This window comes from Motilimonas sp. 1_MG-2023 (assembly GCF_030547455.1).
Taxonomy (GTDB): Bacteria; Pseudomonadota; Gammaproteobacteria; order Enterobacterales; family CBDFNC01; genus Motilimonas.
In genome coordinates, this window is the sequence record NZ_JAUOPX010000005.1 from 130301 (window position 1) to 154903 (window position 24603).

The following is a 24603-nucleotide window of genomic DNA, read 5'->3' on the forward strand; positions in this document are numbered from 1 at the left end:
ATGGGTCAGAAAGTACATCCTAACGGTATTCGCCTAGGTATCACTAAGCCTTTTAGCTCTACCTGGTATGCCGAAAAAGACTTCGCTGCTAACCTATACGGTGATTTCGAAGTGCGTCAGTTCCTTACTAAAGAACTGAAAAATGCGTCATTGTCTAAAATTACTATTGAACGCCCTGCTAAGAGTATTCGTGTGACTATTCACACTGCTCGCCCAGGTGTTGTTATTGGTAAGAAAGGCGAAGACGTAGAAAAATTGCGCAATGCAGTGGCTAAAATGGCTGGTGTACCTGCACAAATCAACATTTCCGAAGTGCGTAAGCCAGAGTTAGATGCCAAGCTAGTAGCTGACAGCATCTCTTCTCAGCTAGAGCGTCGTGTTATGTTCCGTCGTGCTATGAAGCGCGCAGTTCAAAATGCAATGCGTCTTGGTGCTAAAGGTATCAAAGTTGAAGTAAGTGGTCGTCTTGGTGGTGCTGAAATCGCACGTACTGAGTGGTATCGTGAAGGTCGTGTGCCTCTACATACACTACGTGCAGACATCGATTACTCGACGTCTGAAGCTTTAACTACTTACGGTATCATTGGTGTTAAGGTTTGGATCTTTAAAGGTGAAGTTCTTGGTGCACTACCATTAGGTGGTCAACCAGAAGCACCTGCCAAGCCTAAACGCAAAGGCCGTGGTAAGTAAGGAGATTCAGAAATGTTGCAACCAAAACGTACTAAATTCCGTAAGCAGCACACCGGTCGTAACCGTGGTCTAGCTAAAGGACAAGACGTTAGCTTTGGCCAGTTTGGTCTTAAAGCGACAGGACGTGGCCGTTTGACTGCACGTCAAATTGAAGCTGCACGTCGTGCGATGACTCGTGCGGTTAAGCGTCAAGGTAAAATCTGGATCCGCGTTTTCCCTGATAAGCCTATTACAGAAAAACCTCTTGAGGTTCGTATGGGTAAAGGTAAAGGTAACGTAGAATATTGGGTTGCTCAAATTCAACCTGGTAAAGTCCTTTACGAAATGGAAGGCGTTCCAGAGGCGATAGCACGTGAAGCATTTGCACTAGCAGCTGCTAAACTGCCTATCAGTACTACTTTCGTAACAAGAACGGTGATGTAATGAAAGCAAGCGAACTTAAAACTAAGAGCGTTGAAGAGCTGAATGCTGAACTGTTAAGCCTATTACGCGAGCAGTTCAACCTACGCATGCAAGCGAGCACAGGCCAACTGGCTCAAACTCACTTGCAAAAAGAAGTACGCCGTAACATCGCGCGTGTTAAAACTTTGCTAACTCAGAAGGCAGATGCGTAATGAGCGAAAATACTCGTACTCTTCAAGCTAAAGTCATCAGCGACAAGATGGACAAGTCCATCACAGTAGCGATTGAACGTAAAGTGAAACATCCGATCTACGGTAAGTTCATCAAGCGTACTACTAAGCTACACGTACATGACGAAACAAATCAGTGTGTTGAAGGCGATTGGGTTCTTATCCGTGAATGTCGCCCTCTTTCTAAGACTAAGTCTTGGACATTGGTTGAAGTAATTGCAAAAGCTTAATTTTTAAGCTTTTTCAAAAAAAGCGGCGCCTTTATTGGGGCCGCTTTTTATTTATACTACCTTTTCTCAGAATGTGGTGTTATAATGCGCCGCCCTCTAAAGGGAAGGTAGCCATGATTTCAGATTAGGCTGAAATCTTGTTGTAATAATAGCGGAGCACTGAAATGATCCAGATGCAAAGTATGCTTGACGTGGCTGATAACTCAGGCGCACGTAGCGTAATGTGTATTAAGGTCCTTGGTGGCTCGCACCGCCGTTATGCAGCGATTGGTGACATCATCAAAGTTACTGTTAAGGAAGCAATTCCTCGCGGTAAAGTTAAAAAAGGTGATGTTTACAATGCTGTGGTAGTGCGTACCAGAAAAGGTGTACGTCGTCCTGATGGTTCTTTGATTCGTTTTGACCGCAATGCTGCGGTTATCTTGAATGCAAACAAACAACCAATTGGTACACGTATCTTTGGGCCTGTGACTCGTGAACTTCGTTCAGAGCAATTTATGAAAATTGTGTCTCTGGCACCTGAAGTACTGTAAAAGGCGGAGTCAATAATGGCAGCAAAAATTATTCGTGACGACGAAGTGATCGTACTAGCCGGTAAAGATAAAGGTAAAACTGGTAAAGTTACCAAAGTTCTACCTAACGGCAAAGTGTTCGTCGAAGGCGTAAATACTATCAAGAAGCACACCAAGCCAAACCCTCAATTGGGTGTAGCAGGTGGCATCGTTGAAAAAGAAGCGGCAATTGACGCTTCAAACGTTGCGATCCTTAACCCATCTACGGGTAAAGCTGATCGTGTTGGTTTTAGACTTGAAGACGGCAAAAAAGTACGTTTCTTCAAATCTAATAATGAAACTGTGAAGTAATTGGAGTTTACGATGGCGAAACTGCATGATTTTTACAAAGAGACAGTAGCGTCTGATCTTCAAACGAAGTTCGGTTACAAATCTGTCATGCAAGTCCCTCGGATTGAAAAGATCACCCTAAATATGGGTGTTGGTGAAGCTCTGGCTGATAAAAAAGCACTAGAGAATGCGGCTGCTGATATGGCTGCAATTTCTGGTCAAAAGCCACTAATCACCAAGGCGCGCAAATCTGTTGCGGGCTTCAAGATCCGTGAAGGCTACCCTATTGGTTGTAAAGTGACCTTACGCGGTGAACGGATGTGGGAATTCTTCGAACGCTTGGTTAGCATTTCGCTACCACGTGTACGTGACTTCCGCGGCTTGAATCCTAAGTCATTCGACGGCCGTGGTAACTACAGCATGGGTGTACGTGAGCAAATCATCTTCCCTGAAATCGATTACGATAAAGTCGATAAAGTACGTGGTCTTGATATTACTATCACTACTACTGCTGCTTCAGATGAAGAAGGTCGTGCACTGTTAGCTGCATTCAACTTCCCATTCCGTAAATAAGGTGTAGGGTTATGGCTAAACAATCCATGAAAGCACGTGAAGCAAAACGTGAAAAACTGGTTAGCAAGTACGCTGAACAACGCGCAGCGCTAAAAGCGGCGATCACTGACGTGAATACATCAGATGAAGACCGTTGGGCTGCAGTGCTTAAGCTACAAACGCTACCTCGTGATTCCAGTAAGAGTCGTCAGCGTAACCGCTGTAACGTTACTGGTCGCCCACATGGTTACCTGCGTAAATTCGGCATGAGCCGTATTAAGCTGCGTGAACACATGATGCGCGGTGAAGTTCCTGGCCTTAAAAAGGCTAGTTGGTAATCCACTATCACGGAGTAAGCAAATATGAGCATGCAAGATCCTATTGCTGATATGCTAACACGCATTCGCAACGGTCAAGCGGCCAACAAAGTTGCAGTGAAAATGCCATCTTCTAAGCAAAAAGTAGCTATCGCTGCAGTGCTTAAAGAAGAAGGCTATATCGCTGATTTCGCTCTAGTTGGTGAAGCTAAACCAGAATTGGAAGTAACTCTTAAGTACTTCCAAGGTAAAAAAGTTATCGACAGCATTAAACGTGTTAGTCGTCCAGGTCTGCGCATCTACAAAAGCTCTTCAGAACTGCCAAAAGTTCTTGACGGCCTAGGTGTTGCAATTGTTTCAACTTCACAAGGTGTGATGACCGATCGTGCAGCGCGTAAAGCGGGCATCGGTGGTGAGATCATCTGTTACGTAGCTTAAGGAGTAGATATGTCACGCGTTGCTAAATCGCCTGTTGCTATTCCAGCTGGCGTAGAAGTTAAAATTAACGGCCAGGAAATCACAGTTAAAGGTAACAACGGTTCATTAAGCCGTGTTATTAACAATGCTGTTGTTGTTAAAGAAGAAGAAGGTAAACTGACTTTTTCTTGGGTTGAGGGTGTAGTTGGAGCAAGTGCTCAAGCTGGTACTGCTCGCTCACTAGTTAACAACATGGTTGAAGGCGTATCGAAAGGTTTCGAACGCAAACTTCAGCTACTAGGTGTTGGTTACCGTGCAGCTGTTCAAGGTAAAGTAGTAAACCTAACACTAGGTTTCTCTCACCCTGTTGAGCACGCACTACCTGAAGGTATCACTGCCGAGTGTCCATCAAATACTGAAATCGTACTGAAAGGTATTGATAAGCAGTTGATTGGACAGGTTGCCGCCGATATTCGTGGTTACCGTCCACCAGAGCCTTACAAAGGTAAAGGTGTACGTTATGCTGACGAAGACGTGCGTCGTAAAGAGGCTAAGAAGAAGTAAGGTAACACTATGGATAAGAAAGCATCTCGTCTACGTCGTGCAACTCGTACGCGTAAGAAATTGCAAGAGTTGGGAGCAACTCGCCTGGTGATTCACCGTACTCCGCGCCACACTTACGCGCAGGTGATCTCGCCAGAAGCAAAAGTTATTGCAACTGCATCAACAGTTGAAAAAGACGTTGCTAGTCAAGTTAAAAACGGTGGTAATGTTGAAGCGGCTAAGCTAATCGGTAAATTGGTTGCTGAGCGTGCTGTAGAGAAAGGTGTTGCTAAAGTATCTTTCGACCGCAGCGGTTTTCAATATCATGGTCGCATCTCAGCATTAGCTGAAGCGGCTCGTGAAGCTGGTCTTCAGTTCTAAGGGGCGGGTCATGGCAAAAGAACAAACTCAAGCCGGTGAACTGAACGAAAAACTTATCGCAGTTAACCGAGTTTCAAAAGTAGTTAAAGGTGGTCGCATCTTTAGCTTCACGGCACTAACAGTAGTTGGTGACGGCAATGGTCGTGTAGGTTTTGGTTACGGTAAAGCACGTGAAGTGCCTGCAGCTATCCAGAAAGCAATGGAAAAAGCGCGCCGTAATCTAACGACTGTAACGCTTAATGGTACTACACTTCAGCACCCTATTAAGGGGCGCCACTCTGGCTCAAAAGTTTACATGCAGCCAGCATCTGAAGGTACAGGTATCATCGCCGGTGGTGCGATGCGTGCAGTACTAGAAGTAGTAGGTGTACAAAACGTACTTGCTAAAGCTTACGGTTCTACTAACCCAATCAACATCGTTCGCGCTACTATCGACGCGCTTGAGAGCATGAATGCTCCTGAGCAAGTTGCTGCTAAGCGTGGTCTGACTGTTGACCAGATTTTAGGGTAATTGACCATGGCTAAGACGATTAAAGTAACTCAAACTAAAAGCGCGATCGGCCGTTTACCGAAGCATAAAGCTACGTTAACTGGTTTAGGTCTACGCCGCATTGGCCACACTGTTGAACTAGAAGATACTCCTTCTGTTCGCGGTATGGTTAATTCAGTTTACTACATGGTTAAAGTGGAGGATTAATTGATGAAACTTAATACTCTATCTCCAGCAGCAGGTTCAAAACCAGCAGCAAGACGTGTAGGTCGTGGTATCGGTTCTGGTCTAGGTAAAACCTGTGGCCGCGGACATAAAGGTCAGAAATCTCGTTCTGGCGGTTCTGTTCGTCCAGGTTTTGAAGGCGGTCAAATGCCTTTGAAACAACGTCTACCTAAGTTCGGTTTTACTTCTCGTAAGAGTTTAGTAAGTTCTGAAATTCGCTTAAGTGAATTAGCGAAAGTTGAAGGTGACGTAGTTTCTCTAGAAACTCTGAAAAAAGCCGGTATCATTGCTGATAATATTCGGTTCGCGAAAATTGTATTGTCTGGTGAAGTTTCTCGCCAAGTAACAGTACAAGGCCTTAAAGCAACAAAAGGCGCGCGTGCTGCAATTGAAGCTGTCGGCGGAAAAATCGAGGAATAAGATTAAATGGCTAAGAAACCAGGGTTAGAAGGGAAGGGCTCACAAGGCGGTTTAAGTGAACTTAAATCTCGCTTGTTATTTGTACTAGGTGCCATATTGGTGTTTCGTGCGGGCTCCTTTATTCCAATTCCTGGTATTGACGCCGCTGTCCTCGCTGAGTTGATGCAGCAGTCTAAAGGCACCATCATTGAAATGTTCAATATGTTCTCTGGTGGTGCACTTGAACGTGCATCTATTCTTGCGTTAGGTATCATGCCGTATATTTCGGCATCGATTATTGTGCAACTGCTGACAGTAGTACACCCACCACTTGCTGAATTGAAAAAAGAAGGTGAGTCGGGACGACGTAAGATTAGCCAATATACCCGATACGGTACGTTGGTACTCGGTACATTCCAAGCAATTGGTATTGCAACTGGTTTGCCAAATATGATCCCAGGCCTTGTGGTTAACCCAGGCATGAGCTTCTATTTGACAGCTGTAATCAGTTTAGTCACAGGAACAATGTTCCTTATGTGGCTAGGTGAACAAATTACCGAACGTGGCATAGGTAATGGTATCTCGATTCTGATTTTCGTAGGTATCGTTGCTGGTTTACCGTCTGCTATTGGTCAGACGGCAGAGCAAGCCCGCCAAGGTGAATTACACTTGTTACTGTTATTTTTGCTTGCCGCAATTGTATTCGCAGTAACTTATTTTGTGGTGTTTGTTGAACGTGGTCAGCGACGTATTGTTGTTAACTACGCCAAGCGCCAGCAAGGTAGAAAGGTATTTGCTGCACAAAGCACGCATTTACCACTGAAGCTAAATATGGCCGGTGTAATCCCAGCTATCTTTGCCTCAAGTGTAATCTTGTTCCCTGGTACTATTGCACAATGGTTCGGACAGACTGAAGGTTTTGAATGGTTAGGTGAGTTTTCGCTCGCGTTACAACCTGGCCAGCCGCTACATGCAATGCTGTATGCAGCTGCCATTATCTTCTTCTGCTTCTTCTACACTGCACTTGTGTTTAATCCACGCGAGACGGCAGATAACTTGAAGAAGAGCGGTGCCTTTATTCCAGGTATTCGTCCCGGAGAACAAACTTCGCGCTACATAGACAAAGTAATGACACGCCTAACATTAGCTGGCGCACTTTATATTACCTTTGTCTGTCTGGTTCCCGAGTTCATGATGATTACAATGAACACACAATTCTACTTCGGTGGTACATCGTTGTTGATTATTGTTGTAGTAATCATGGATTTTATGGCTCAGGTTCAGACTCATTTGATGTCTCATCAATATGAATCCGTCCTGAAAAAGGCAAATCTTAAAGGTTATGGTCGCTAAGATCTAATTTTTAGGGTAAGCTATTTGTTTACGGAGTTATGCAATGAAAGTTCGTGCATCCGTTAAGAAAATCTGTCGTAACTGTAAGGTTATCAAACGCCACGGCGTTGTACGTGTAATCTGCAGTGAGCCAAAGCATAAACAACGCCAAGGCTAAGTCAGAGATTTCATCGAGATGAATTGCAGCCTGATGGTTATTAAACCATCAGAGCTGTTTTTTGCTTGCAATTTTGTCGTCTGTTGAGTATCCTACCGGGCTTTTCGCAGATGGCCTTTAATTAATACTAGGAGTGCATAGTGGCCCGTATCGCTGGCATTAACATTCCTGATCAGAAGCATACTGTGATCGCCTTAACTGCGATTTATGGTATCGGTAAAACTCGTGCACAAAAAGTTTGTGCTGAAGCGGGTATTGCTGAAAATGTTAAGATCAAGGAATTAGACGAAGCTCAAATTGAGTCTCTTCGTACTGAAGTAGCTAAGTTTACCGTTGAGGGTGACTTACGCCGTGAAATTTCCATGAGCATCAAGCGTCTAATGGACCTTGGTTGTTACCGTGGTCTTCGCCATCGTCGCAGCTTGCCTGTACGTGGACAGCGTTCTAAAACGAATGCTCGTACTCGTAAAGGCCCACGTAAACCGATTAAGAAGTAGGGGTTAAGTAATGGCTAAAGCTCCAACTCGCGCTCGTAAGCGCGTCAAAAAGCAGGTTGCTGACGGCATGGCTCATATCCATGCATCTTTCAACAACACAATCGTTACCATCACCGATCGTCAAGGTAATGCTCTTTCTTGGGCTACTGCAGGTGGTTCTGGCTTCCGTGGTTCACGTAAGTCAACTCCATTTGCTGCGCAGGTCGCTTCTGAGCGCGCTGCTGAAGCTGCAAAAGAGTATGGACTGAAAAACGTAGAAGTTTTCGTTAAAGGTCCTGGTCCGGGTCGTGAGTCTTCAATCCGTGCGTTAAACGCAGCGGGTTTCCGCATCACTAATATTACTGATGTGACTCCGATTCCACACAACGGTTGTCGTCCACCTAAGAAACGTCGCGTATAACGTTTTTTAGACCTGTTGGAGAAAGAAAATGGCAAGATATATTGGGCCTAAGCTCAAACTTAGCCGTCGTGAAGGCACCGACCTATTTTTGAAGTCTGGTGTTCGTGCGATCGACTCTAAGTGTAAGATTGATAATGCACCTGGTGTACATGGTGCGCGTAAACCTCGTCTATCTGACTACGGTTTACAATTACGTGAAAAGCAAAAAGTTCGTCGTATGTACGGCGTACTAGAAAAGCAATTCCGTAACTACTACAAAGAAGCAGCACGTTTAAAAGGTGCTACAGGTTCAAACCTGCTACAACTTCTTGAAAGTCGTCTAGATAATGTTGTATACCGTTTCGGTCTTGGTTCTACTCGCGCAGAATCTCGCCAACTAGTTAGCCATAAAGCTATTCTAGTAAATGGTAAAGTGGTAAACATTCCATCGTACAACGTTAAACCAAACGACGTTATCAGCGTTCGCGAAAAAGCTAAGAGTCAAGCTCGTATTAAAGCGGCTCTAGAAATCGCTCAACAGCGTGAACTTCCTACTTGGGTAGAAGTTGACACTAACAAGATGGAAGGCACTTTTAAGCGCTATCCAGAACGTTCTGATTTGTCTGCGGACATTAACGAACAGCTGATCGTCGAACTTTACTCTAAGTAAAGTTAACTGCTAAGAGAGGACATAATGCAGGGTTCTGTAACTGAATTTCTTAAACCTAGACTAGTTGACATCGAGCAGGTTACCGCTAATCGTGCACGAGTTACACTCGAGCCTTTAGAGCGTGGTTTCGGCCATACTTTAGGTAACGCTTTACGTCGCATTCTACTTTCATCTATGCCAGGTTGTGCAGTGACTGAAGTTGAAATCGACGGTGTAATGCATGAATACAGTACTAAGGAAGGCGTTCAAGAAGATGTTCTTGAAATCCTACTTAATCTTAAAGGCCTTGCAGTTAAACTGGAAGGTAAAGATGAAGCACTGCTAACGCTTACAAAGTCTGGTGAAGGCCCTGTACTAGCGGGAGACATCACTCATGATGGTGATGTGGAGATAGTTAACCCAGAGCACGTTATTTGTACTTTGACAAGCAATGCTGACATTAGCATGCGCATCCGAGTTCAACGTGGTCGTGGTTACGTACCAGCTTCAATTCGTGTCCATTCGGAAGATGAAGAGCGTCCAATCGGTCGTTTGCTAGTCGATGCGGCATATAGCCCTGTAGAGCGTATTGCTTACAGTGTTGAAGCTGCTCGTGTAGAACAACGTACAGATTTAGACAAACTAGTCATCGACATGGAAACTAATGGTACTTTAGATCCTGAAGAAGCGATTCGTCGCTCTGCTACAATTTTAGCTGAACAGCTAGATGCGTTCGTAGACCTTCGTGATGTAACTGAACCAGAAGAGAAAGAAGAGAAGCCTGAGTTCGATCCAATCCTGCTTCGTCCCGTAGATGATCTAGAGCTAACGGTTCGTTCTGCTAACTGTTTGAAAGCAGAATCGATCCATTACATCGGTGATCTGGTACAGCGTACCGAAGTTGAACTATTGAAAACGCCAAACCTTGGTAAGAAGTCTCTGACTGAAATTAAGGATGTATTGGCATCACGTGGTTTATCTCTGGGCATGCGCCTTGAAAATTGGCCGCCAGCAAGTATTGCTGACGAATAATCAGATTTACTGAGTTAACGTATTAGTTAGAAGGATTAGGTTATGCGCCATCGCAAGAGTGGACGTCAACTTAACCGAAACAGCAGTCATCGTCAGGCTATGTTTCGTAACATGGCAAGCTCTTTGGTAACTCATGAAGTTATCAAAACAACCTTGCCTAAAGCTAAAGAACTTCGTCGTGTAGTTGAACCATTAATTACACTAGCTAAACAAGACAGTGTTGCTAACCGTCGTTTAGCATTTGCTCGCACACGTGATAACAGCGTTGTTGGCAAATTATTCAATGAATTGGGTCCACGTTACGAGTCTCGCCCTGGCGGCTACACTCGTATTCTAAAATGTGGCTTCCGTGCTGGTGATAATGCTCCTATGGCATACATCGAGCTGGTTGAGCGCCCAGTTGTTGAAGCAGTAGAAGACGCAGCAGAAGAATAAAAAATGGCCGGGTTTACCCGGCCTTTTTTTTATCTTGCCTTTATTTAACTTCCCATTTGCGCTTGTACATAATTTTGTATACCGATCTTTTCTATAAGACCTAAATGTTGCTCTAGCCAATAAATATGATCCATCTCGGTGTCATCAAGTAGCTTGGTTAACATATCTCTACTAACATAGTCCTGTTCTTTTTCGCAAATAGCGATGATCTCTCGCAGGCTATTCGCGACTGTATACTCTGCAGCAAGATCGTTCCTAAGCATTTCTTCAACATTTGAACCAATATGAATTGCCATTCGGGATGCTGTATCCGGTGTGCCTTCTAGAAATAGGATCCGCTCAATCAGCTTCTGCGCATGCTCGAGCTCCTCTTCATATTCGTGAGCTAATTTTTCATGTAGCCTATTAATACCCCAATCTTCGTACATCTTGGAATGTGCGAGATACTGATCCATGGAGGTAAGCTCAAGCGTTAGTTGCTTATTGAGGTGATCGATTACGACTTGTTTACCTAGCATGTTAACTCTCCATCATTGATTGTTGATAATTTTCGATCCCCGTTGCTTGGATTAAAAACTGTTGTGATTCAATCCAATCGAGGTGTTCTTCTTCATACTCAAGAATGGCCTCTAGCAACTCTCGACTGTTATAGTCTTGCTCTTGTTCACATAGCCCAATTGCACTGCGTAGTGCAGTTATTTGCTCGCACTGAAAGGCCATGTCGCATTCCAGCATCTCTGTAGTATTTTCACCAATCCTAAGTTTCCCAAGTTGTTGTAAATTTGGTAGGCCTTCAAGAAACAGGATCCGCTCAATCAACTCATCTGCTTGCTTCATATCTTTAATCGATTTTTTATAATCCTTTTCATCTAACTCGCCAAGGCCCCAGTTCTTAAACATACGAGCATGTAAGAAATACTGGTTAATTGAAGTGAGTTCTAACGTGAGGATCTTATTCAATTCGGGCAGGACTTTACTGTTGCCTTTCATTTTCTTCTCCAAGTCTAAATTGATTTGTGTCAATTTATATTGGTATAGATAAATAATTATGCAAGTCTATTTCGATATATAGAAAATAATTAATATATCTAATAAATTCAAAAACGTAGTATTGATACTGAGAGGTGTTTTTATTTGCTTTACGAAGAAGGGAGACAGCCATGTAAGCGGAGTTACACGGCTATCTTAAGCAACTAGCTACTATTATTTATTAATTGTTACTATGCAGCTCAGAATTAAGTTCAACAGCGGACTTATTGGTTAAGCACTCAATCTTACCTGTTATTGAATTACGACGGAATAATAAGTCACTCTTACCCGATAAATCACGAGCTTTGACAACTTCAACTTCTTTTCCTTCTGAATCCAGCATAGTAACCTTGGTTCCCGCTGTGACATATAAACCTGACTCTAGCGTACAGCGATCACCCAATGGGAAGCCTAGGCCAGCATTGGCACCTAGAAGGCTGTTTTCACCGATAGAGACAACAACACTACCGCCCCCGCTTAGGGTGCCCATGATAGACGCGCCGCCACCCACATCACTACCGTTTCCGACCATGACGCCAGCAGAAATACGCCCTTCCACCATGCTCACGGCTTCTGTGCCTGCATTAAAGTTAACAAAACCTTCATGCATTACTGTTGTACCTTCGCCAATGTGTGCACCCAAGCGAACGCGTGCTGTGTGCGCAATACGTACGCCAGTCGGCACCACGTAATCAGTCATTTTAGGGAATTTGTCTACACAGTTTACGCTAAGTGTACGCCCTGCAAGACGCGCTTCAATTTGGCGCTCTGCTAGTTCAGGCAAATCTATTGGGCCTTCGTTAGTCCATGCGATGTTATGTAGTAAACCAAAGATACCATCTAGTACTAAGCCATGTGGTTTAACTAAGCGATGCGACAATAGTTGTAGCTTTAAGAAACCTTCCGCGACGCTTGCTGGCTTCTCATCAGTCGCTAAAATAACTAACACCAAAGGCTGAGTTGAGCTCGCTGCCTGTTGTGCAAACTTAGCATTTTTATCGTCGCCAGCTTGGTTAAATGCGCCTGCTAACGCCTTACTTTGCTCTGAGGTTATCTCAAAAACTTCGTTGCCGCCTTGATAGTCAACTACCGCTGTTAACGCTGTAATAAGATCTGCACTTGGGCTTAGAACTGGATTAGGGAAGAAAGCTTCGATAATTTTTCCGCTGTTATTTTTTGTTGCGCTACCGAACGCCAATGAAAAACTTGCCATGTTAAGTACTTCTCCAAAGAAAATAATGAATTGCAAAAATTGAGCTGCAAAACGAGGGGTCTATTTTTTTAGTGTGGAACACATAATAATGATCTGGTTGGCACAATTGAAGTGTTTAGCCGAATTAATCGGCATTATCTCGATCAGCTGAGAGTGAACTACATGTTTTGCCGATAGGTCTCGTAATACTGCATCACTTTTTTGACATAGTTTTGTGTTTCTTTATAAGGTGGGATTTGATTATTGTATTTTTTTACCGCACCTGGGCCGGCATTGTAAGCGGCTAAAGCCAATTTCTTATTGTTGTATTGGTTGAGCAAACTTCTTAGATATTTCGCACCACCTTCCATATTCTGAACCACATCGTAGCTATTGCTGACGCCGAGCATCTTGGCGGTGCCAGGCATCAGCTGCATCATACCTACTGCTCCAGCACGAGAAACGGCTTGTGGGTTATAACCCGACTCTGCACTAATTACCGCGTGAAGTAATGCCGGCTCTAATTGATGGCGAGAGGCAATATCCACAATGGTTGGGTGGTAATGCTGGCGTAGCTTTTTATTTACTTTATATATTTTAACTCGTTTGGCCGGTTTGTCGGTCCAGTTACCAAAGCTTGCTGGGGTGGTTTGCTTAGGGGTACGCATTAGTAGAGTATAATTTTTATTTAACTTTTTTTGTGCAAAATGTGTCGTACCATTGCTGTCTACCCACATATAAACATCCGCACTTGCTGTCGGCACATAGATGCTTAACCATAATGTCAGCGTTAGAAATATTCTATACATAGTAATTCCTCGTAGGCAAAAACCAGCCTATATTATGGTTATAAATTAAGCAATTTTTACGCCTAGATAACAATTCGTTCTCACTTCATTAATTGGTTAGGCTGGCTCATTTCGTCCAAAATCTCTTCAACTTCAGAGGGAGCTTTTTCGACATCGCGCATTACTTCTGCTAAGTCTGTTTTTAATAGTTCATTATTGGGGTATAAAAATCGAGCATAGTTGATGACAGCTTGTGATTGCTGCTCTTGATCAAGTAAGCGATACGCGTAAGCAAGATTATAGTAAATATTGGCCCTTGGGGTATGTTTAACAAATTCACTCGCCCAAGCAACATAAGCCTCTAGCTCTTCCGGTTTGTTTAACTTTTCCCCAACCAGCATACGTAAGGTAAAGATATTGAATTCAAACCTAGTGGTTAATGCCAGTGGGTTAACAACTCGCATCAAAAGGTCAATATCCGTTCTGCCCGAACGCTCGAATTTAGTGACCAAGTAATTTGTATGCACTGCGCTGATCATAAAAGCGCAAGTGAGTAGCGGAATCAGTATGGCGTTAGATTTTACTAATAAATAAGGGCGAAAAATAATTGCTTTTTCGTGCTTACTGCTGAAACTGATATAGGCGACCATTACTATGAATACAAACCAAGTTGCCACTGCGTGATAAAACGGGTATTCCGTTTGACTGTGTAAAGTTAGAGGGAATACAAGAGCCAATAATGCCAAAGCTTTACGCCACGGAAAGCGAGTAAGTAAATAAATAAATGTAAGGGTTAAAATCAATAGGCCTAACAAAGGTACAATGCCACCTTCAACCCCCCAGTACATTAGCTCATTATGGGGGTGAGTTAAATTCTCTAAGACAAATGGTACTCCCTCTGCTTGTATTCGCTCCGCACGATTGGTTAAAAAACTGGCTTCAAAATTACCGTAACCCCAACCAGTAAGGGGTTTTTCCAGCATCATGTGCCAACTTTGTTCGTATTGCAGCGCTCTTGCACCAGCTTTAGCTAGTTCTTCTTTATTACGGGATACGCTACCATCACTTATCATAAAGTGCATTGAGAGGCCGAGGGGGATGGCAATGATGAGGCAAGAAAAACGTTTTCTCGATTGTTGAAATAACCAAGGGGAGATTAAGATAAGCCCGATTACAGCGCCTAAATAGCCGGTTCTGGAAGCGCTGATATAGATCACCCAAGCCGATAGAAAACACTGCACAAGTAAAAATGCCGTTAGCGCAGGCCGGCCTTTTAGAGCCCATTTCTGAATAAGATAACAGGAAAGTAACAAACTCGTTGCGGTGAAGCTTGCTAACACATTAGGCTGCTGAAAAATGCCATAGGGGCGACCATAGTTAACATCGTAGCCAAACACATTCCCTGGCTTGAGCAGGTACATCTGAGTAAGGCTGTAGAGGTTTTGGATAAAGCCTGCGCAGACAATCAGAATCAGTAACAGCAACCAATTCTGTTTACTAAAATTGAGCTGTTGCATGGCAAATAAAAGTAATATTCCGCCGATAAACCCAAGTAATCGGCCATAACTAGCATCAGCAAAGATTCCATTGGCATAAAATACTGGAATGACAAGTAAGGCAAATGCAATAAATCCAGCTATAGACATCACATTATAACGAATGATTTGTACTATGCTGATTTGCCATAGCCCCAGACCAATCAGAATAGAAATAAAGCACCACGCCACTGGGTTTATTGGAAGGTCAAACCCCGCTCCACCTTGGTTATGCTGAAAGTAATGCATGCCTATCAAAAAAAATAAGGCAAATACCACAGTAAAAATGATATTTAGGCGTGAGCGAGACGAACCCATAGATTCTTTTGTTCCTTACTTCTTAAGTAGTGGAGCTAAAAATGTCGCGGTATGGCTGCGTGTTTCTTGGCAGATATCTTCTGGTCTGCCGCAGATTAATATTTCACCGCCACCACTGCCACCTTCTGGTCCCAAATCTACGATCCAGTCGGCAGTTTTTATTACATCGAGGTTGTGTTCGATGATAACGACGGTATTGCCTTGATCTCTAAGCTTATTCAAAACTTCGAGCAAGTGCTTTATATCATGGAAATGTAAACCTGTGGTAGGCTCATCGAGAATATACAAGGTTTTACCAGTACTGCGTTTAGATAGCTCTTTTGCCAGCTTCACTCGTTGCGCTTCGCCGCCCGATAATGTGGTAGCGGCCTGACCAAGGCAGATATAACTTAAACCGACATCAAGCAGTGTTTGTAGCTTACGGTTCATAGCCGGCACTGCAGCGAAAAACTCTAGCGCGTCTTCTACCGTCATGTTAAGTACCTCGTTAATATTTTTGCCTTTATACTTAACTTCTAATGTTTCCCGGTTGTAGCGTTTACCCGCGCAAACATCACAAGGCACGTAAACATCAGGTAAGAAGTGCATTTCTACTTTTATTACACCATCACCCTGACAAGCCTCGCAGCGGCCGCCTTTAACGTTAAAGCTAAATCGGCCCGGTTTATAGCCTCGGCTTCTTGCTTCTTGGGTACCCGCAAACAAATCACGAATACCGGTGAAAATACCTGTATAAGTAGCGGGGTTAGAGCGTGGTGTTCGACCAATTGGACTTTGATCAATATCCACCACTTTATCAAGGTGTTGTAAGCCTGAGATGCTTTTGAAGGGGGCTGGTGTATTTAAACTGGCGTTATTGAGCTCTTTCTGTGCAATGCGGTAAAAAGTGTCGTTGATTAAGGTTGATTTACCGGAGCCAGACACACCAGTAACACAGGTCATGACACCCACAGGTATGTCTAAATTGACATTTTTTAGGTTATTGCCACTTGCGCCCTTTAGCTTGACCCACTTTTTGGTTAGTGGTGTGCGTTTATCAGGAATTGGAATAGACTTACGGCCACTTAAGTAGTCAGCGGTGAGTGACCCCTTACTTTTTAAGATCTCTTCATAACTTCCTTCAGCAATAATGCTACCGCCATGGACACCTGCGCCTGGGCCTATATCAATGATGTAATCTGCTGTGCGGATAGCATCTTCATCGTGCTCTACTACGATCACGGTATTGCCAAGATCTCTTAGGTGATTCAAGGTGCCAAGTAAGCGTTCATTATCGCGTTGATGTAAGCCTATCGAAGGTTCATCAAGCACATACATTACTCCCACTAGCCCTGCGCCAATTTGGCTGGCTAAGCGGATCCGCTGCGCCTCACCGCCGGATAAGGTTTCAGCGCTGCGCTCTAAACTCAAGTAATTTAAGCCAACATTAACTAAGAAGCTTAAGCGTTCGATAATTTCTTTTAAAATTTTCTCGGCTATTTGCGCTTTTTGGCCAGTGAGAGCGAGACCATTAAAAAATTCAGTAGCCTCACCGATGGACATAGTTGCCACCTTGGGCAGGTTGGTATCACTGACAAAGACATGGCGGGCTTCTTCGCGCAAACGGCTGCCATGGCAAGTTGGACAAGGTTGACTGTTAAGATACTTAGCGAGCTCTTCACGCACTGCATTTGATTCAGTATCTTTATAGCGGCGTTGCATATTGGGAATGATGCCTTCAAAGGGATGCTTTCTGACGACGACATCACCACGGTCGTTCATGTACTTGAATTCAATTTCGCTGCGGCCGCTGCCATGGAGTACAGCTTGCTGCGCCTCTTGAGCAAGCTCCTGAAAAGGCGTGTTGATATCAAAGCCATAGTGTTCTGCAAGTGAGGTAAGCATCTGGAAGTAATAAAAATTCTTTTTGTCCCAACCTTTTACCGCACCATTTGCCAGGCTTTTCTTTGGCTCAGTAAGTACTCGCTCACTATCAAAGTATTGTTGCACGCCTAAGCCGTCACAGGTGCCACAGGCGCCGGCAGGATTATTGAATGAAAAAATCCGTGGCTCAAGTTCTTGCATACTGTAGCCACATTGTGGACAAGCAAAGTTTGCCGAGAAAATTACTTCTTCGTGTTCACTGTTATCCATCCAGCCGATTACCGCCGTCCCTCCAGATAAAGCTAACGTCGTTTCAAATGATTCCGCCAAGCGTAACTGCATGTCACCGCGTACCTTAAAGCGGTCGACAACGACTTCAATGGTGTGCTTTTTGTGTAGGTCGAGTGTCGGAGGATCAGATAAATCACATACTTCACCATCAATACGAGCGCGAATAAACCCTTGTGCCGCTAAACCTTGCAGGGTTTTAACGTGCTCACCCTTCCGCTCTTTTACAACGGGGGCTAATAACATTAATTTACTGCCTTCGGGGAGTTCTAGTACCTTGTCGACCATTTGACTAATGGTTTGTGCATTTAGCGCGATATCATGGGTCGGACACCTAGGCTCGCCAACACGGGCATAAAGCAGGCGTAAATAGTCATAAATTTCAGTAATGGTGCCCACTGTAGAGCGCGGGTTGTGTGAGGTTGATTTCTGTTCAATTGAGATCGCAGGCGAGAGGCCTTCAATATGGTCAACATCGGGTTTTTCCATTAAGGAAAGAAACTGACGCGCATAAGCCGAGAGTGATTCAACGTATCGACGTTGCCCTTCTGCGTACAAGGTATCAAAGGCGAGGGAGGATTTACCTGAGCCAGATAGGCCAGTGATCACCACTAACTTATCACGGGGGATTGTTAGGTTAATGTTTTTAAGGTTATGGGTACGTGCGCCTCTGACTTCAATGTTATCCATGTTGCCACTCTGTAAACAAAATCAAAGTAGTGAGTATCGCACAGTATTAACTGTATGAATAGACAGTTAGAATAAGAAAAGCCAGCATCCTTGCTGGCTTTTAAATTAAGCTAAAAAGCGGTGTAATTTAAATGTATTCTCTTGCCCAGCTAACAGCTTGCAGCCTGTTTTTGACTTTAAGCTTCTTAAACACATTATATAAATGCGATTTAACCGTATGTTCACTAAGAAACAGGTTGTCGGCAATTTGCATATTCGACGCCCCTGTCATTACTTGCTTTAATATTTCCACCTCACGACTGGTTAATTTTGCGTATGGCTGGTACTGGCGGTGAAGCCGAGTACGTAGCGTGGCAAGTTGTGACGTCATGGTGGAACGACTAAACCAATATTCGCCAGCAAAGACACAATTAATGCCTTTGATAAGCTGTTCTTGGTCAGCAGATTTTTGGAAAATGCCCGCACACAGCGGCCAAGCTTGTAACAAGTGTGTCTCTAACTCTGGGTCAGTATTGAAAAGAATAATGCTGGTGTTGGTCGTCCATTGATTTATCTCGTGATGCCACTCTTGTTCGTTTGCACTTGATATATATTGCAAATTGACAAGAAAGAAGTAATCAGTGTCCACGTTCTGAGAAATGTTCAGTTGCTCGGGGCTACTGAGCAATTCAACGTCCACAGCCAGTTTTAACTTTAGAAAATGAACCAGGGCAGCAGACTCTATTGAGTCTTCTGAAATTAAAAATAAATGCTGTTGTTTGTTCATTAAAGTCATTCCCTGATAGCTTTTCAGCGCGCTTAGACTAATACATCTATCAAAAATAAGTGAAGCATTAAAAAAGCATTAGCATTAACAAGTTAGTTATAAAACCCAACTAGCGCCTTGTTATTAGGTTTGTTTATACTAATTTAGATTACATAAATTTATTATTATTGACAATTATTTGGTGGCTTTTTATCCATATAACGGCACATTGAACCCATGTTTCGAGTTAGAGCAAGGGTTTTCGTTTTTGTTTTCTATCATGTTATCATCCCCGCCTATTTCAGCTGTCAGAAAAGCCTCATGAGTCAAAGTGCATTAAATGCTACCGAAAAGCGAGCATCTATTTCATTAGCCGTTGTTTTTGGCCTAAGAATGTTGGGCCTGTTTATGATCATGCCGGTTTTTGCTTACTACGGTAAAGAGCTTGATGGCTACTCGCCACTTTGGGTTGGCTTAGCTATTGGGGCATATGGCTTAACTCAAGCGCTATTTCAAATTCCGATGGGGATGTTGTCTGATCGTATTGGTCGTAAACCTGTCATCTTTATTGGTTTGATTGTTTTTGCCATTGGTAGTGTTATCGCAGCTATGTCTGATTCTGTTTATGGTGTGGCGCTTGGCCGAGCGGTACAAGGATTAGGCGCCATTGCCAGTGCCATTTTGGCCCTTGCGGCCGATTCAAGCCGAGAAGAACAACGTCCCAAGGTGATGGCGACGATCGGGGTGTGTATTGGACTAGCATTCGCGGTGGCGATGGTAGTGGGGCCGCTAGTGACCCAATTTGTTGGTTTGTCAGGACTTTTCTATTTTACTGCGCTGATGGCGATATTGGGTTTACTGATTGTAAAGTTCGTCGTACCCGATGTAGTGCATAAAGCACCAGCAGGTGAAACGGTAGCGATTCCCCAGTTACTAGGAAAGTTGCTGAAAAAGCCTGAGTTACTACGTTTAGATGCGGGAATTTTTGTTCTGCATTTAACATTGACCGCGATGTTTGTGGTGCTGCCACTTAAATTAGTGGCGGCGGGGTTGGAGGTGACTCAGCACTGGTTATTGTATTTCCCCGCCCTAATCCTTTCCTTTATATTCATTATTCCAATGTTGATTATTGGTGCTCGTCAGCAAAAAAATAAGCAGTTCTTTTTATTTTCGATTGTACTAATGGCGGCAAGCTTATTTTTATTGGCCTGCGCGAATATGCCGCTATGGTTAATATTGCTAGCGGTATTTTTATACTTCACTGCATTTAATTTTTTAGAGGCGTCACTGCCAGCGTTTATCTCCATGTTGGCGCCCGCTGGTGCAAAGGGATCTGCGATGGGGATCTATTCCACTAGTCAGTTTTTAGGCGCTTTTTTGGGCGGAGTCGTGGGCGGAACAGCTTATAATTATTTTGGCGAGCAAGGTTTATTTATTTTTATTGGCTGTTTAATGTTATGCTGGTTGGTCATCGCATTTGGCATGAGTAACCCTAGTCAAATTCGCAATCATGTATTAAGTATTAAACTCATGGAGACACAACAGGCTGAGCAGTTAGCGAGCCAATTAACCCAATTAGCCGGGGTAATTGAAGCTGTTGTTATACCTTATGAGCGTGTAGTTTATCTAAAAGTAAAACATACAGAGTTTGAACTTAGTCAGGCCCATAAGCTGATTAAGTGTGTTAATTAACGGGAGTTAAGATTATGGCCACTCGTGGAGTGAACAAAGTTATTTTGGTTGGCAACTTAGGTCAAGATCCTGAGGTTCGCTATCTACCGAACGGTGGTGCGGTTGCTAACATTACTATTGCCACGTCTGAGTCATGGCGTGATAAAACCAGCGGCGAACAACGTGAAAAAACCGAATGGCACCGCGTGTCTTTGTTCGGTAAGTTGGCGGAAGTGGCTGGTGAATACCTTCGTAAAGGCTCACAAGTTTACATTGAAGGGCAATTGCAAACACGTAAGTGGCAAGATCAGCAAGGTCAAGATCGTTTCACCACTGAAATTGTGGTGCAAGGTTATAGTGGTGTCATGCAAATGCTTGGTGGTCGTCAAGGTGGTCAGCAAGGTGGTGGCCAAGGCGGTTATGGTGGTCAGCAGGGGAGCCAGCAAGGTGGTTATGGTGCGCCTCAAGGTGGCCAACAGCAAGCTCAGCCACAACAAAGCTGGGGACAACCGCAACAGCCGAATGTTGCTCCTACTCAAGCGCCACAGCAGCCAGCTTATAATCAAGCTCCGCCTGCGCAAGCGCCACAACAGAAACCTGCGTCACAGCCAACCTATAATGAGCCCCCAATGGATTTTGACGACGATATTCCGTTCTAGGAAACAGGCACAAAATACCTATTAAGTTTATTAAGGGTCTGTTGTTACAGGCCCTTTTTCATAATAATGTTCGGTGCTTGATGTTATTTATCTTGATATGGCAATAAGGGTAAGAGAGTCTTTAGCACACTATGGCGATTAAGCTACCTGCATCATACAAGCTGGCTGAATTGAGTCTAGTTTGTGAAGACTAAACGTGGCTGCTCTGGTCGCACTTTTAAATTAAGCTGCAGTAACGTTTTCGTACCCGCAATACCGTCTGGAATGAGCTGCTCTTGTTGTTGGAACTGCTTTAATGCTTGTTCAACTGTCAGATCAAAGTGATCTGTTATAGTGACATTGTTTGATTGTAACAAGGACAAGCTTTCACTTAACCAACTAACAGCTAGCCCTTGATCGCCTCTCTTTAGGTATTCCTTAAATTGTAAAGGCGCTTTCCAAAGTAGGGTGTATTCTCCAGTCCAATGGGCATTGAACCAAGATTCACTGACGCGAATATGACTGCCGTCGACTAATAGCTCTACGCCACGATAAAGTTTGGCTAAGGTGGCATAGTATGGTTGCTGATTAGTGTCTCGCATTTTTACCACCGCGGGATGGTTCATTGTTTTCAGTTGTTCAAGGTTTGCGGTATCTCTTAAGCAGCGCAGGCCCACTATTTGTCCGGTATGACAATCGGCTCGTTCGGTAGCAAGTGTATAGCCCCAAAGTTTATAGAGGTTTTTCATCGCTTGGTGCGGCGAGCGACTGTTAGTGATGATACTTTCAAGGTAATGAGCTTCTCGGTTGTCATTGCTACCGACTGGGCTGCCATCTTTGACGGCTTGTTTTGATTGCGCACTGATCTTGATGGTTTCTTGTTCATTGAAAAGTGGTAAAAACCATGAGTCGTTAGCACCTATTTTTATTGGCTGCTGGCTGGCTGGCGGAGTCAAAGTAATAATACTTGAACCTATAATGGCTGCAGCAATGCAGCTAAAAGCAACCGCTCGGTATGGCTGAATGAGTTGTTGCAGTGCACTGTGATGGCGGATTCCTTGGATTTCGTTGGCTACTTGTCGCACTATTTTAGCTGAAACTTGATGCTGTCCTTTAGCGAAAGCTGCCAACATGGATTGATCGCAAATCAGGTTAATCAAGCGTGGAATGCCTTTGCTATGGAGTTGTAATTCTTTAAGTGCCAAACGATTGAACACTTTTAACCGACAACCGGCTACTTGGAGGCGATGAGCGACATAAAGGCAAACCTCTTTGTAGTTCAATGGCAACAAGTGATAACGCGCATGGATCCCTTGAGCCAGTACTAGTAGCGATTCTTTTCTGAGCAGTGCTAGCAGTTCTGGCTGGCCGATGAGTACCACTTTAAGTAGCTTTTGCCCATCGAGCTCAATTTGAGTCAGCAGTTTAAGTAGCTCAAGAGACAAAGGGGTTAACAGCTGAGCTTCATCAATCAATAACACCGAATGCTTTTGTTGGTAGTGATTCTGGTGGAGGTAATGAGTTATGAGCTCAAAAAGGGTTTTTAAGTCGTCTTGATCACTCTGGTATGGAATAGCAAATTCATCACAGATGGTTTCAAGTAGCTCAATTTCGCTAACCGAAGGGTTGATGATATAGGCAAGCGAGGTTTGCTCGGAGAGGCCGGCAAGCCAAGTGCGGCAAACGATGGTTTTACCGGTGCCAACTTCTCCAGTTAATAAGACAAAGCCACCCGTTCCACCTTGTAAGCTATACATCAAATGAGCCAGCGCCTGCTCATGACGCTCAGTCAGGTAAAAGTAATCAGGTGCTGGAACGATTGAAAATGGATTTTCTCTTAGCCCAAAAAAGTCATAGTACATCTTTGACTCACATCCTTGCCGTGAAGGTAATGTGCTGATCCTTCAGCTATTCTAAATAAAACCATAGAGGATTTCACTTCGTTTAAGCTGGATTCTACTGAGTTGTTAGTGATATTGGAATCATTAGCCGTGTTTTGAGCTAAATTTATCGAAAAGAAAAATAATCAGTAAGAAAACCCAGCTATATAGCTGGGTTTTATCATTTCTACCGCTTGGTTACTACAACAAAAAATTATTTCATTTCTCTGATACTTGAAGATATTTTTCACGGCTATCTGATTCCGTCAGTTCAGCCATATTCACTCCAAGTTGTTCGCAAGCCTCTTCAAAGCTAATTCCACAATGGCACATCAATACGTCGATGGCAGGTAAATATGCATGCATTTTTTATCTCCCTATATGTTACGACTATGTTATGCAGTTTTTTCGTTTCTGTGTATATTCGACTTTAGCATTAGACGGCGCAATGTAATGCATTAATAAACTCTAGACTATTTTTTAATCATAGACGAAACAATTTGTTAGATTTTTACTATGGTCTCTGTCAGAAAAAATATTCAAGGTTAATACTTAGCATATCGTCATCTTTCAAGCTATAAAGTGGGTCGTTGCTTTCGCTACTGTAGAACAGCCAAGCTTCTAGGTTTAATCGCCAATGTTGACCAAATCGGGTACTGGCTTCGATGCGGCCTGAGTAGCTCATCTGTTCTAAATCTCGCGCCACTCCAAGTAATATTTCCGAGCCATCGACATCATTAAAAACCAACCGAGTTCCGAGAAAAAGATCGTTTTGATACGGAGTACTGGCGTTTAAGCCGCGTTGGTCCCAGTTATACTCGCTTAATAGGCCTAAATCGATATTAGTATCAGCTAGACCTATCAGGGTGTATTCAAAACCTGCAACGCCAGCTTGATAGTGTTCAAATTGCCCCTCTTTATGTAACGCTTCTATTTTCCACAGCCACTCGCCCAATGTGGCTTGAATATCGGTGCTAATCTGCCACATTTGTTGATAATAAGGAACGAGTTTGTTTTGATTGTAGGGCTGTAAAATAGGCTCTCGGTCAGTGCCTTTAAAGCCCGCGACACCGACATCCCAGTCACCAAAGGTACGACTCCAGCGCAGCGCAAAATCAATATGTTTCGCTTTAGCTGATGACTCGTATTGAGCCTGGTCAGGATTAACCACTAATGGCGTTCGTAAACGACCTTTTTCGCCTGCAAAGGTTCGCTCCCTGAACCCGGGCAAGATAAACGCATTGACTACCCCCCAATCGCGGATCAAACTCAAATGTGCCATGGGCTGGCCGAGTTTGCGATCGCCATTGACGGTTTCAACCTGATCCGTTTGATTGATCACATCGACTAGGTGTTGTGATTCGGTTACCCCCCAAAAGACAATGCCAAGTCCTAGCTCAAACTCCCAATCATCACGTAAATGAACCCACTTAGCTTCCTGAATATCCCAATGACTACGCTCATCGTCGAGACTATCAAGGCGAGCAAATGGGGTGAAAATAAAAGCGTCTTGGCCATCATTCCAAGGCAGGTATAATTCTGGCTCAATGGCAATCGAGGTTTGGTTATCACCTTGATGTGAAAATTGCGCAGATTCAACAAAACTACGTTGTTGTAAGCTGATCGAGCCTTGTATCTCGACAGCTGTTGCGGGTAAGTGAAAAGCGCTAAGCAGCGCTGCTGCAAAGTATGGTTTCATTATACTTCCTTGATCAGCATTTGCTGATTACATTTGTTATATACCCA

At 43.8% G+C, this 24603-nt stretch carries 33 protein-coding genes; 23 read left to right on the forward strand and 10 right to left on the reverse strand.

Going from position 1 to position 24603, the window contains the following annotated elements; genetic code table 11:
* The 21 genes from rpsC to rplQ all read left to right on the forward strand — a co-directional run bounded on the left by rpsC (window position 1) and on the right by rplQ (window position 10220).
* Window positions 1-690 carry a 30S ribosomal protein S3 gene (gene rpsC / locus Q4519_RS04190; protein WP_232800704.1) on the forward strand — a complete coding sequence of 230 codons (690 nt, stop codon included), beginning with the start codon at window positions 1-3 and terminating at the stop codon, window positions 688-690.
* Window positions 691-702: 12 nt separating this feature from the next.
* Window positions 703-1113 carry a 50S ribosomal protein L16 gene (gene rplP / locus Q4519_RS04195; RefSeq protein ID WP_232800703.1) on the forward strand — a complete coding sequence of 137 codons (411 nt, stop codon included), beginning with the start codon at window positions 703-705 and terminating at the stop codon, window positions 1111-1113.
* Window positions 1113-1304 carry a 50S ribosomal protein L29 gene (gene rpmC, locus Q4519_RS04200; RefSeq protein ID WP_232800702.1) on the forward strand — a complete coding sequence of 64 codons (192 nt, stop codon included), beginning with the start codon at window positions 1113-1115 and terminating at the stop codon, window positions 1302-1304. Before rplP ends, rpmC begins: the two co-directional genes overlap by 1 nt.
* Complete coding sequence (gene rpsQ / locus Q4519_RS04205; protein ID WP_232800701.1) at window positions 1304-1552, forward strand: 30S ribosomal protein S17; 249 nt, start codon at window positions 1304-1306, stop codon at window positions 1550-1552. The genes rpmC and rpsQ overlap by 1 nt, the downstream gene beginning before the upstream one ends.
* A gap of 164 nt (window positions 1553-1716) precedes the next feature.
* Window positions 1717-2085, forward strand: a complete 369-nt coding sequence (gene rplN, locus Q4519_RS04210; protein ID WP_232800700.1) for a 50S ribosomal protein L14 — start codon at window positions 1717-1719, stop codon at window positions 2083-2085.
* Window positions 2086-2100: 15 nt separating this feature from the next.
* Window positions 2101-2415: a 50S ribosomal protein L24 gene (rplX, locus tag Q4519_RS04215; RefSeq protein ID WP_303509871.1), complete on the forward strand. Its 315-nt coding sequence runs from the start codon at window positions 2101-2103 to the stop codon at window positions 2413-2415.
* A 12-nt stretch (window positions 2416-2427) separates the two neighbouring features.
* Entirely contained in the window at window positions 2428-2967 is a 540-nt protein-coding gene (gene rplE / locus Q4519_RS04220) for a 50S ribosomal protein L5 (protein WP_232800698.1), read from the forward strand.
* Window positions 2968-2978: 11 nt separating this feature from the next.
* The gene (gene rpsN, locus Q4519_RS04225) at window positions 2979-3284 is read left to right on the forward strand and encodes a 30S ribosomal protein S14 (protein ID WP_232800697.1); all 306 of its coding nucleotides are present in this window, start codon (window positions 2979-2981) and stop codon (window positions 3282-3284) included.
* A 24-nt stretch (window positions 3285-3308) separates the two neighbouring features.
* Window positions 3309-3701, forward strand: a complete 393-nt coding sequence (gene rpsH, locus Q4519_RS04230; RefSeq protein ID WP_303509875.1) for a 30S ribosomal protein S8 — start codon at window positions 3309-3311, stop codon at window positions 3699-3701.
* A 9-nt stretch (window positions 3702-3710) separates the two neighbouring features.
* Complete coding sequence (gene rplF, locus Q4519_RS04235) at window positions 3711-4244, forward strand: 50S ribosomal protein L6 (RefSeq protein ID WP_232800695.1); 534 nt, start codon at window positions 3711-3713, stop codon at window positions 4242-4244.
* A gap of 9 nt (window positions 4245-4253) precedes the next feature.
* Entirely contained in the window at window positions 4254-4604 is a 351-nt protein-coding gene (gene rplR / locus Q4519_RS04240; protein ID WP_232800694.1) for a 50S ribosomal protein L18, read from the forward strand.
* 10 nt (window positions 4605-4614) lie between these two features.
* Complete coding sequence (gene rpsE / locus Q4519_RS04245; protein ID WP_232800693.1) at window positions 4615-5115, forward strand: 30S ribosomal protein S5; 501 nt, start codon at window positions 4615-4617, stop codon at window positions 5113-5115.
* Window positions 5116-5121: 6 nt separating this feature from the next.
* A complete protein-coding gene (gene rpmD / locus Q4519_RS04250) occupies window positions 5122-5301 on the forward strand; it encodes a 50S ribosomal protein L30 (protein WP_232800692.1) in 180 nt (59 codons plus the stop codon).
* A 3-nt stretch (window positions 5302-5304) separates the two neighbouring features.
* Window positions 5305-5739 carry a 50S ribosomal protein L15 gene (gene rplO, locus Q4519_RS04255; protein WP_232800691.1) on the forward strand — a complete coding sequence of 145 codons (435 nt, stop codon included), beginning with the start codon at window positions 5305-5307 and terminating at the stop codon, window positions 5737-5739.
* 6 nt (window positions 5740-5745) lie between these two features.
* Entirely contained in the window at window positions 5746-7071 is a 1326-nt protein-coding gene (secY, locus tag Q4519_RS04260; protein ID WP_232800690.1) for a preprotein translocase subunit SecY, read from the forward strand.
* Window positions 7072-7114: 43 nt separating this feature from the next.
* Window positions 7115-7228, forward strand: a complete 114-nt coding sequence (gene rpmJ / locus Q4519_RS04265; RefSeq protein WP_232800689.1) for a 50S ribosomal protein L36 — start codon at window positions 7115-7117, stop codon at window positions 7226-7228.
* A 140-nt stretch (window positions 7229-7368) separates the two neighbouring features.
* Window positions 7369-7725, forward strand: coding sequence for a 30S ribosomal protein S13 (rpsM, locus tag Q4519_RS04270; protein ID WP_232800688.1), 357 nt, complete (start codon window positions 7369-7371; stop codon window positions 7723-7725).
* A 10-nt stretch (window positions 7726-7735) separates the two neighbouring features.
* Window positions 7736-8125 (forward strand): 30S ribosomal protein S11, encoded by a 390-nt coding sequence (rpsK, locus tag Q4519_RS04275; protein ID WP_232800687.1) that lies wholly within the window; start codon window positions 7736-7738, stop codon window positions 8123-8125.
* Between the two features lie 28 nt (window positions 8126-8153).
* The gene (rpsD, locus tag Q4519_RS04280) at window positions 8154-8774 is read left to right on the forward strand and encodes a 30S ribosomal protein S4 (protein WP_232800686.1); all 621 of its coding nucleotides are present in this window, start codon (window positions 8154-8156) and stop codon (window positions 8772-8774) included.
* A 24-nt stretch (window positions 8775-8798) separates the two neighbouring features.
* Window positions 8799-9785 carry a DNA-directed RNA polymerase subunit alpha gene (gene rpoA, locus Q4519_RS04285; RefSeq protein WP_232800685.1) on the forward strand — a complete coding sequence of 329 codons (987 nt, stop codon included), beginning with the start codon at window positions 8799-8801 and terminating at the stop codon, window positions 9783-9785.
* A 42-nt stretch (window positions 9786-9827) separates the two neighbouring features.
* A complete protein-coding gene (rplQ, locus tag Q4519_RS04290; protein ID WP_232800684.1) occupies window positions 9828-10220 on the forward strand; it encodes a 50S ribosomal protein L17 in 393 nt (130 codons plus the stop codon).
* Window positions 10221-10264: 44 nt separating this feature from the next.
* Here the strand turns inward: rplQ and bfr (Q4519_RS04295) are convergent, their stop codons facing one another.
* From bfr (Q4519_RS04295) to Q4519_RS04325, 7 genes are all read right to left on the reverse strand, one after another.
* On the reverse strand, window positions 10265-10738 hold the full coding sequence (gene bfr / locus Q4519_RS04295; protein WP_232800683.1) for a bacterioferritin: 474 nt from the start codon (window positions 10736-10738) through the stop codon (window positions 10265-10267).
* Window position 10739: 1 nt separating this feature from the next.
* The gene (gene bfr / locus Q4519_RS04300) at window positions 10740-11210 is read right to left on the reverse strand and encodes a bacterioferritin (protein ID WP_303509884.1); all 471 of its coding nucleotides are present in this window, start codon (window positions 11208-11210) and stop codon (window positions 10740-10742) included.
* Between the two features lie 220 nt (window positions 11211-11430).
* On the reverse strand, window positions 11431-12462 hold the full coding sequence (dapD, locus tag Q4519_RS04305; protein ID WP_303509887.1) for a 2,3,4,5-tetrahydropyridine-2,6-dicarboxylate N-succinyltransferase: 1032 nt from the start codon (window positions 12460-12462) through the stop codon (window positions 11431-11433).
* Between the two features lie 158 nt (window positions 12463-12620).
* Window positions 12621-13250, reverse strand: coding sequence for a lytic transglycosylase domain-containing protein (locus Q4519_RS04310; RefSeq protein WP_282561098.1), 630 nt, complete (start codon window positions 13248-13250; stop codon window positions 12621-12623).
* Between the two features lie 80 nt (window positions 13251-13330).
* Window positions 13331-15082: a PglL family O-oligosaccharyltransferase gene (locus Q4519_RS04315; RefSeq protein ID WP_303509892.1), complete on the reverse strand. Its 1752-nt coding sequence runs from the start codon at window positions 15080-15082 to the stop codon at window positions 13331-13333.
* A 15-nt stretch (window positions 15083-15097) separates the two neighbouring features.
* Window positions 15098-17923, reverse strand: coding sequence for an excinuclease ABC subunit UvrA (gene uvrA, locus Q4519_RS04320; RefSeq protein WP_303509895.1), 2826 nt, complete (start codon window positions 17921-17923; stop codon window positions 15098-15100).
* 127 nt (window positions 17924-18050) lie between these two features.
* On the reverse strand, window positions 18051-18689 hold the full coding sequence (locus tag Q4519_RS04325) for a LuxR C-terminal-related transcriptional regulator (RefSeq protein ID WP_303509898.1): 639 nt from the start codon (window positions 18687-18689) through the stop codon (window positions 18051-18053).
* Window positions 18690-18989: 300 nt separating this feature from the next.
* Between Q4519_RS04325 and Q4519_RS04330 the strand changes: the two genes are divergently transcribed.
* The gene (locus Q4519_RS04330; protein ID WP_303509901.1) at window positions 18990-20360 is read left to right on the forward strand and encodes an MFS transporter; all 1371 of its coding nucleotides are present in this window, start codon (window positions 18990-18992) and stop codon (window positions 20358-20360) included.
* Between the two features lie 14 nt (window positions 20361-20374).
* Window positions 20375-20998 carry a single-stranded DNA-binding protein gene (gene ssb / locus Q4519_RS04335; protein WP_232800676.1) on the forward strand — a complete coding sequence of 208 codons (624 nt, stop codon included), beginning with the start codon at window positions 20375-20377 and terminating at the stop codon, window positions 20996-20998.
* Window positions 20999-21174: 176 nt separating this feature from the next.
* On the opposite strand, the gene Q4519_RS04340 is transcribed toward ssb, so the two are convergent.
* The 3 genes from Q4519_RS04340 to Q4519_RS04350 all read right to left on the reverse strand — a co-directional run bounded on the left by Q4519_RS04340 (window position 21175) and on the right by Q4519_RS04350 (window position 24556).
* Window positions 21175-22839, reverse strand: a complete 1665-nt coding sequence (locus Q4519_RS04340; RefSeq protein ID WP_303509904.1) for an ExeA family protein — start codon at window positions 22837-22839, stop codon at window positions 21175-21177.
* A 237-nt stretch (window positions 22840-23076) separates the two neighbouring features.
* Window positions 23077-23223, reverse strand: coding sequence for a hypothetical protein (locus Q4519_RS04345; protein ID WP_232800674.1), 147 nt, complete (start codon window positions 23221-23223; stop codon window positions 23077-23079).
* A gap of 160 nt (window positions 23224-23383) precedes the next feature.
* A complete protein-coding gene (locus Q4519_RS04350) occupies window positions 23384-24556 on the reverse strand; it encodes a hypothetical protein (protein WP_303509906.1) in 1173 nt (390 codons plus the stop codon).
* Window positions 24557-24603 lie beyond the last annotated feature (47 nt).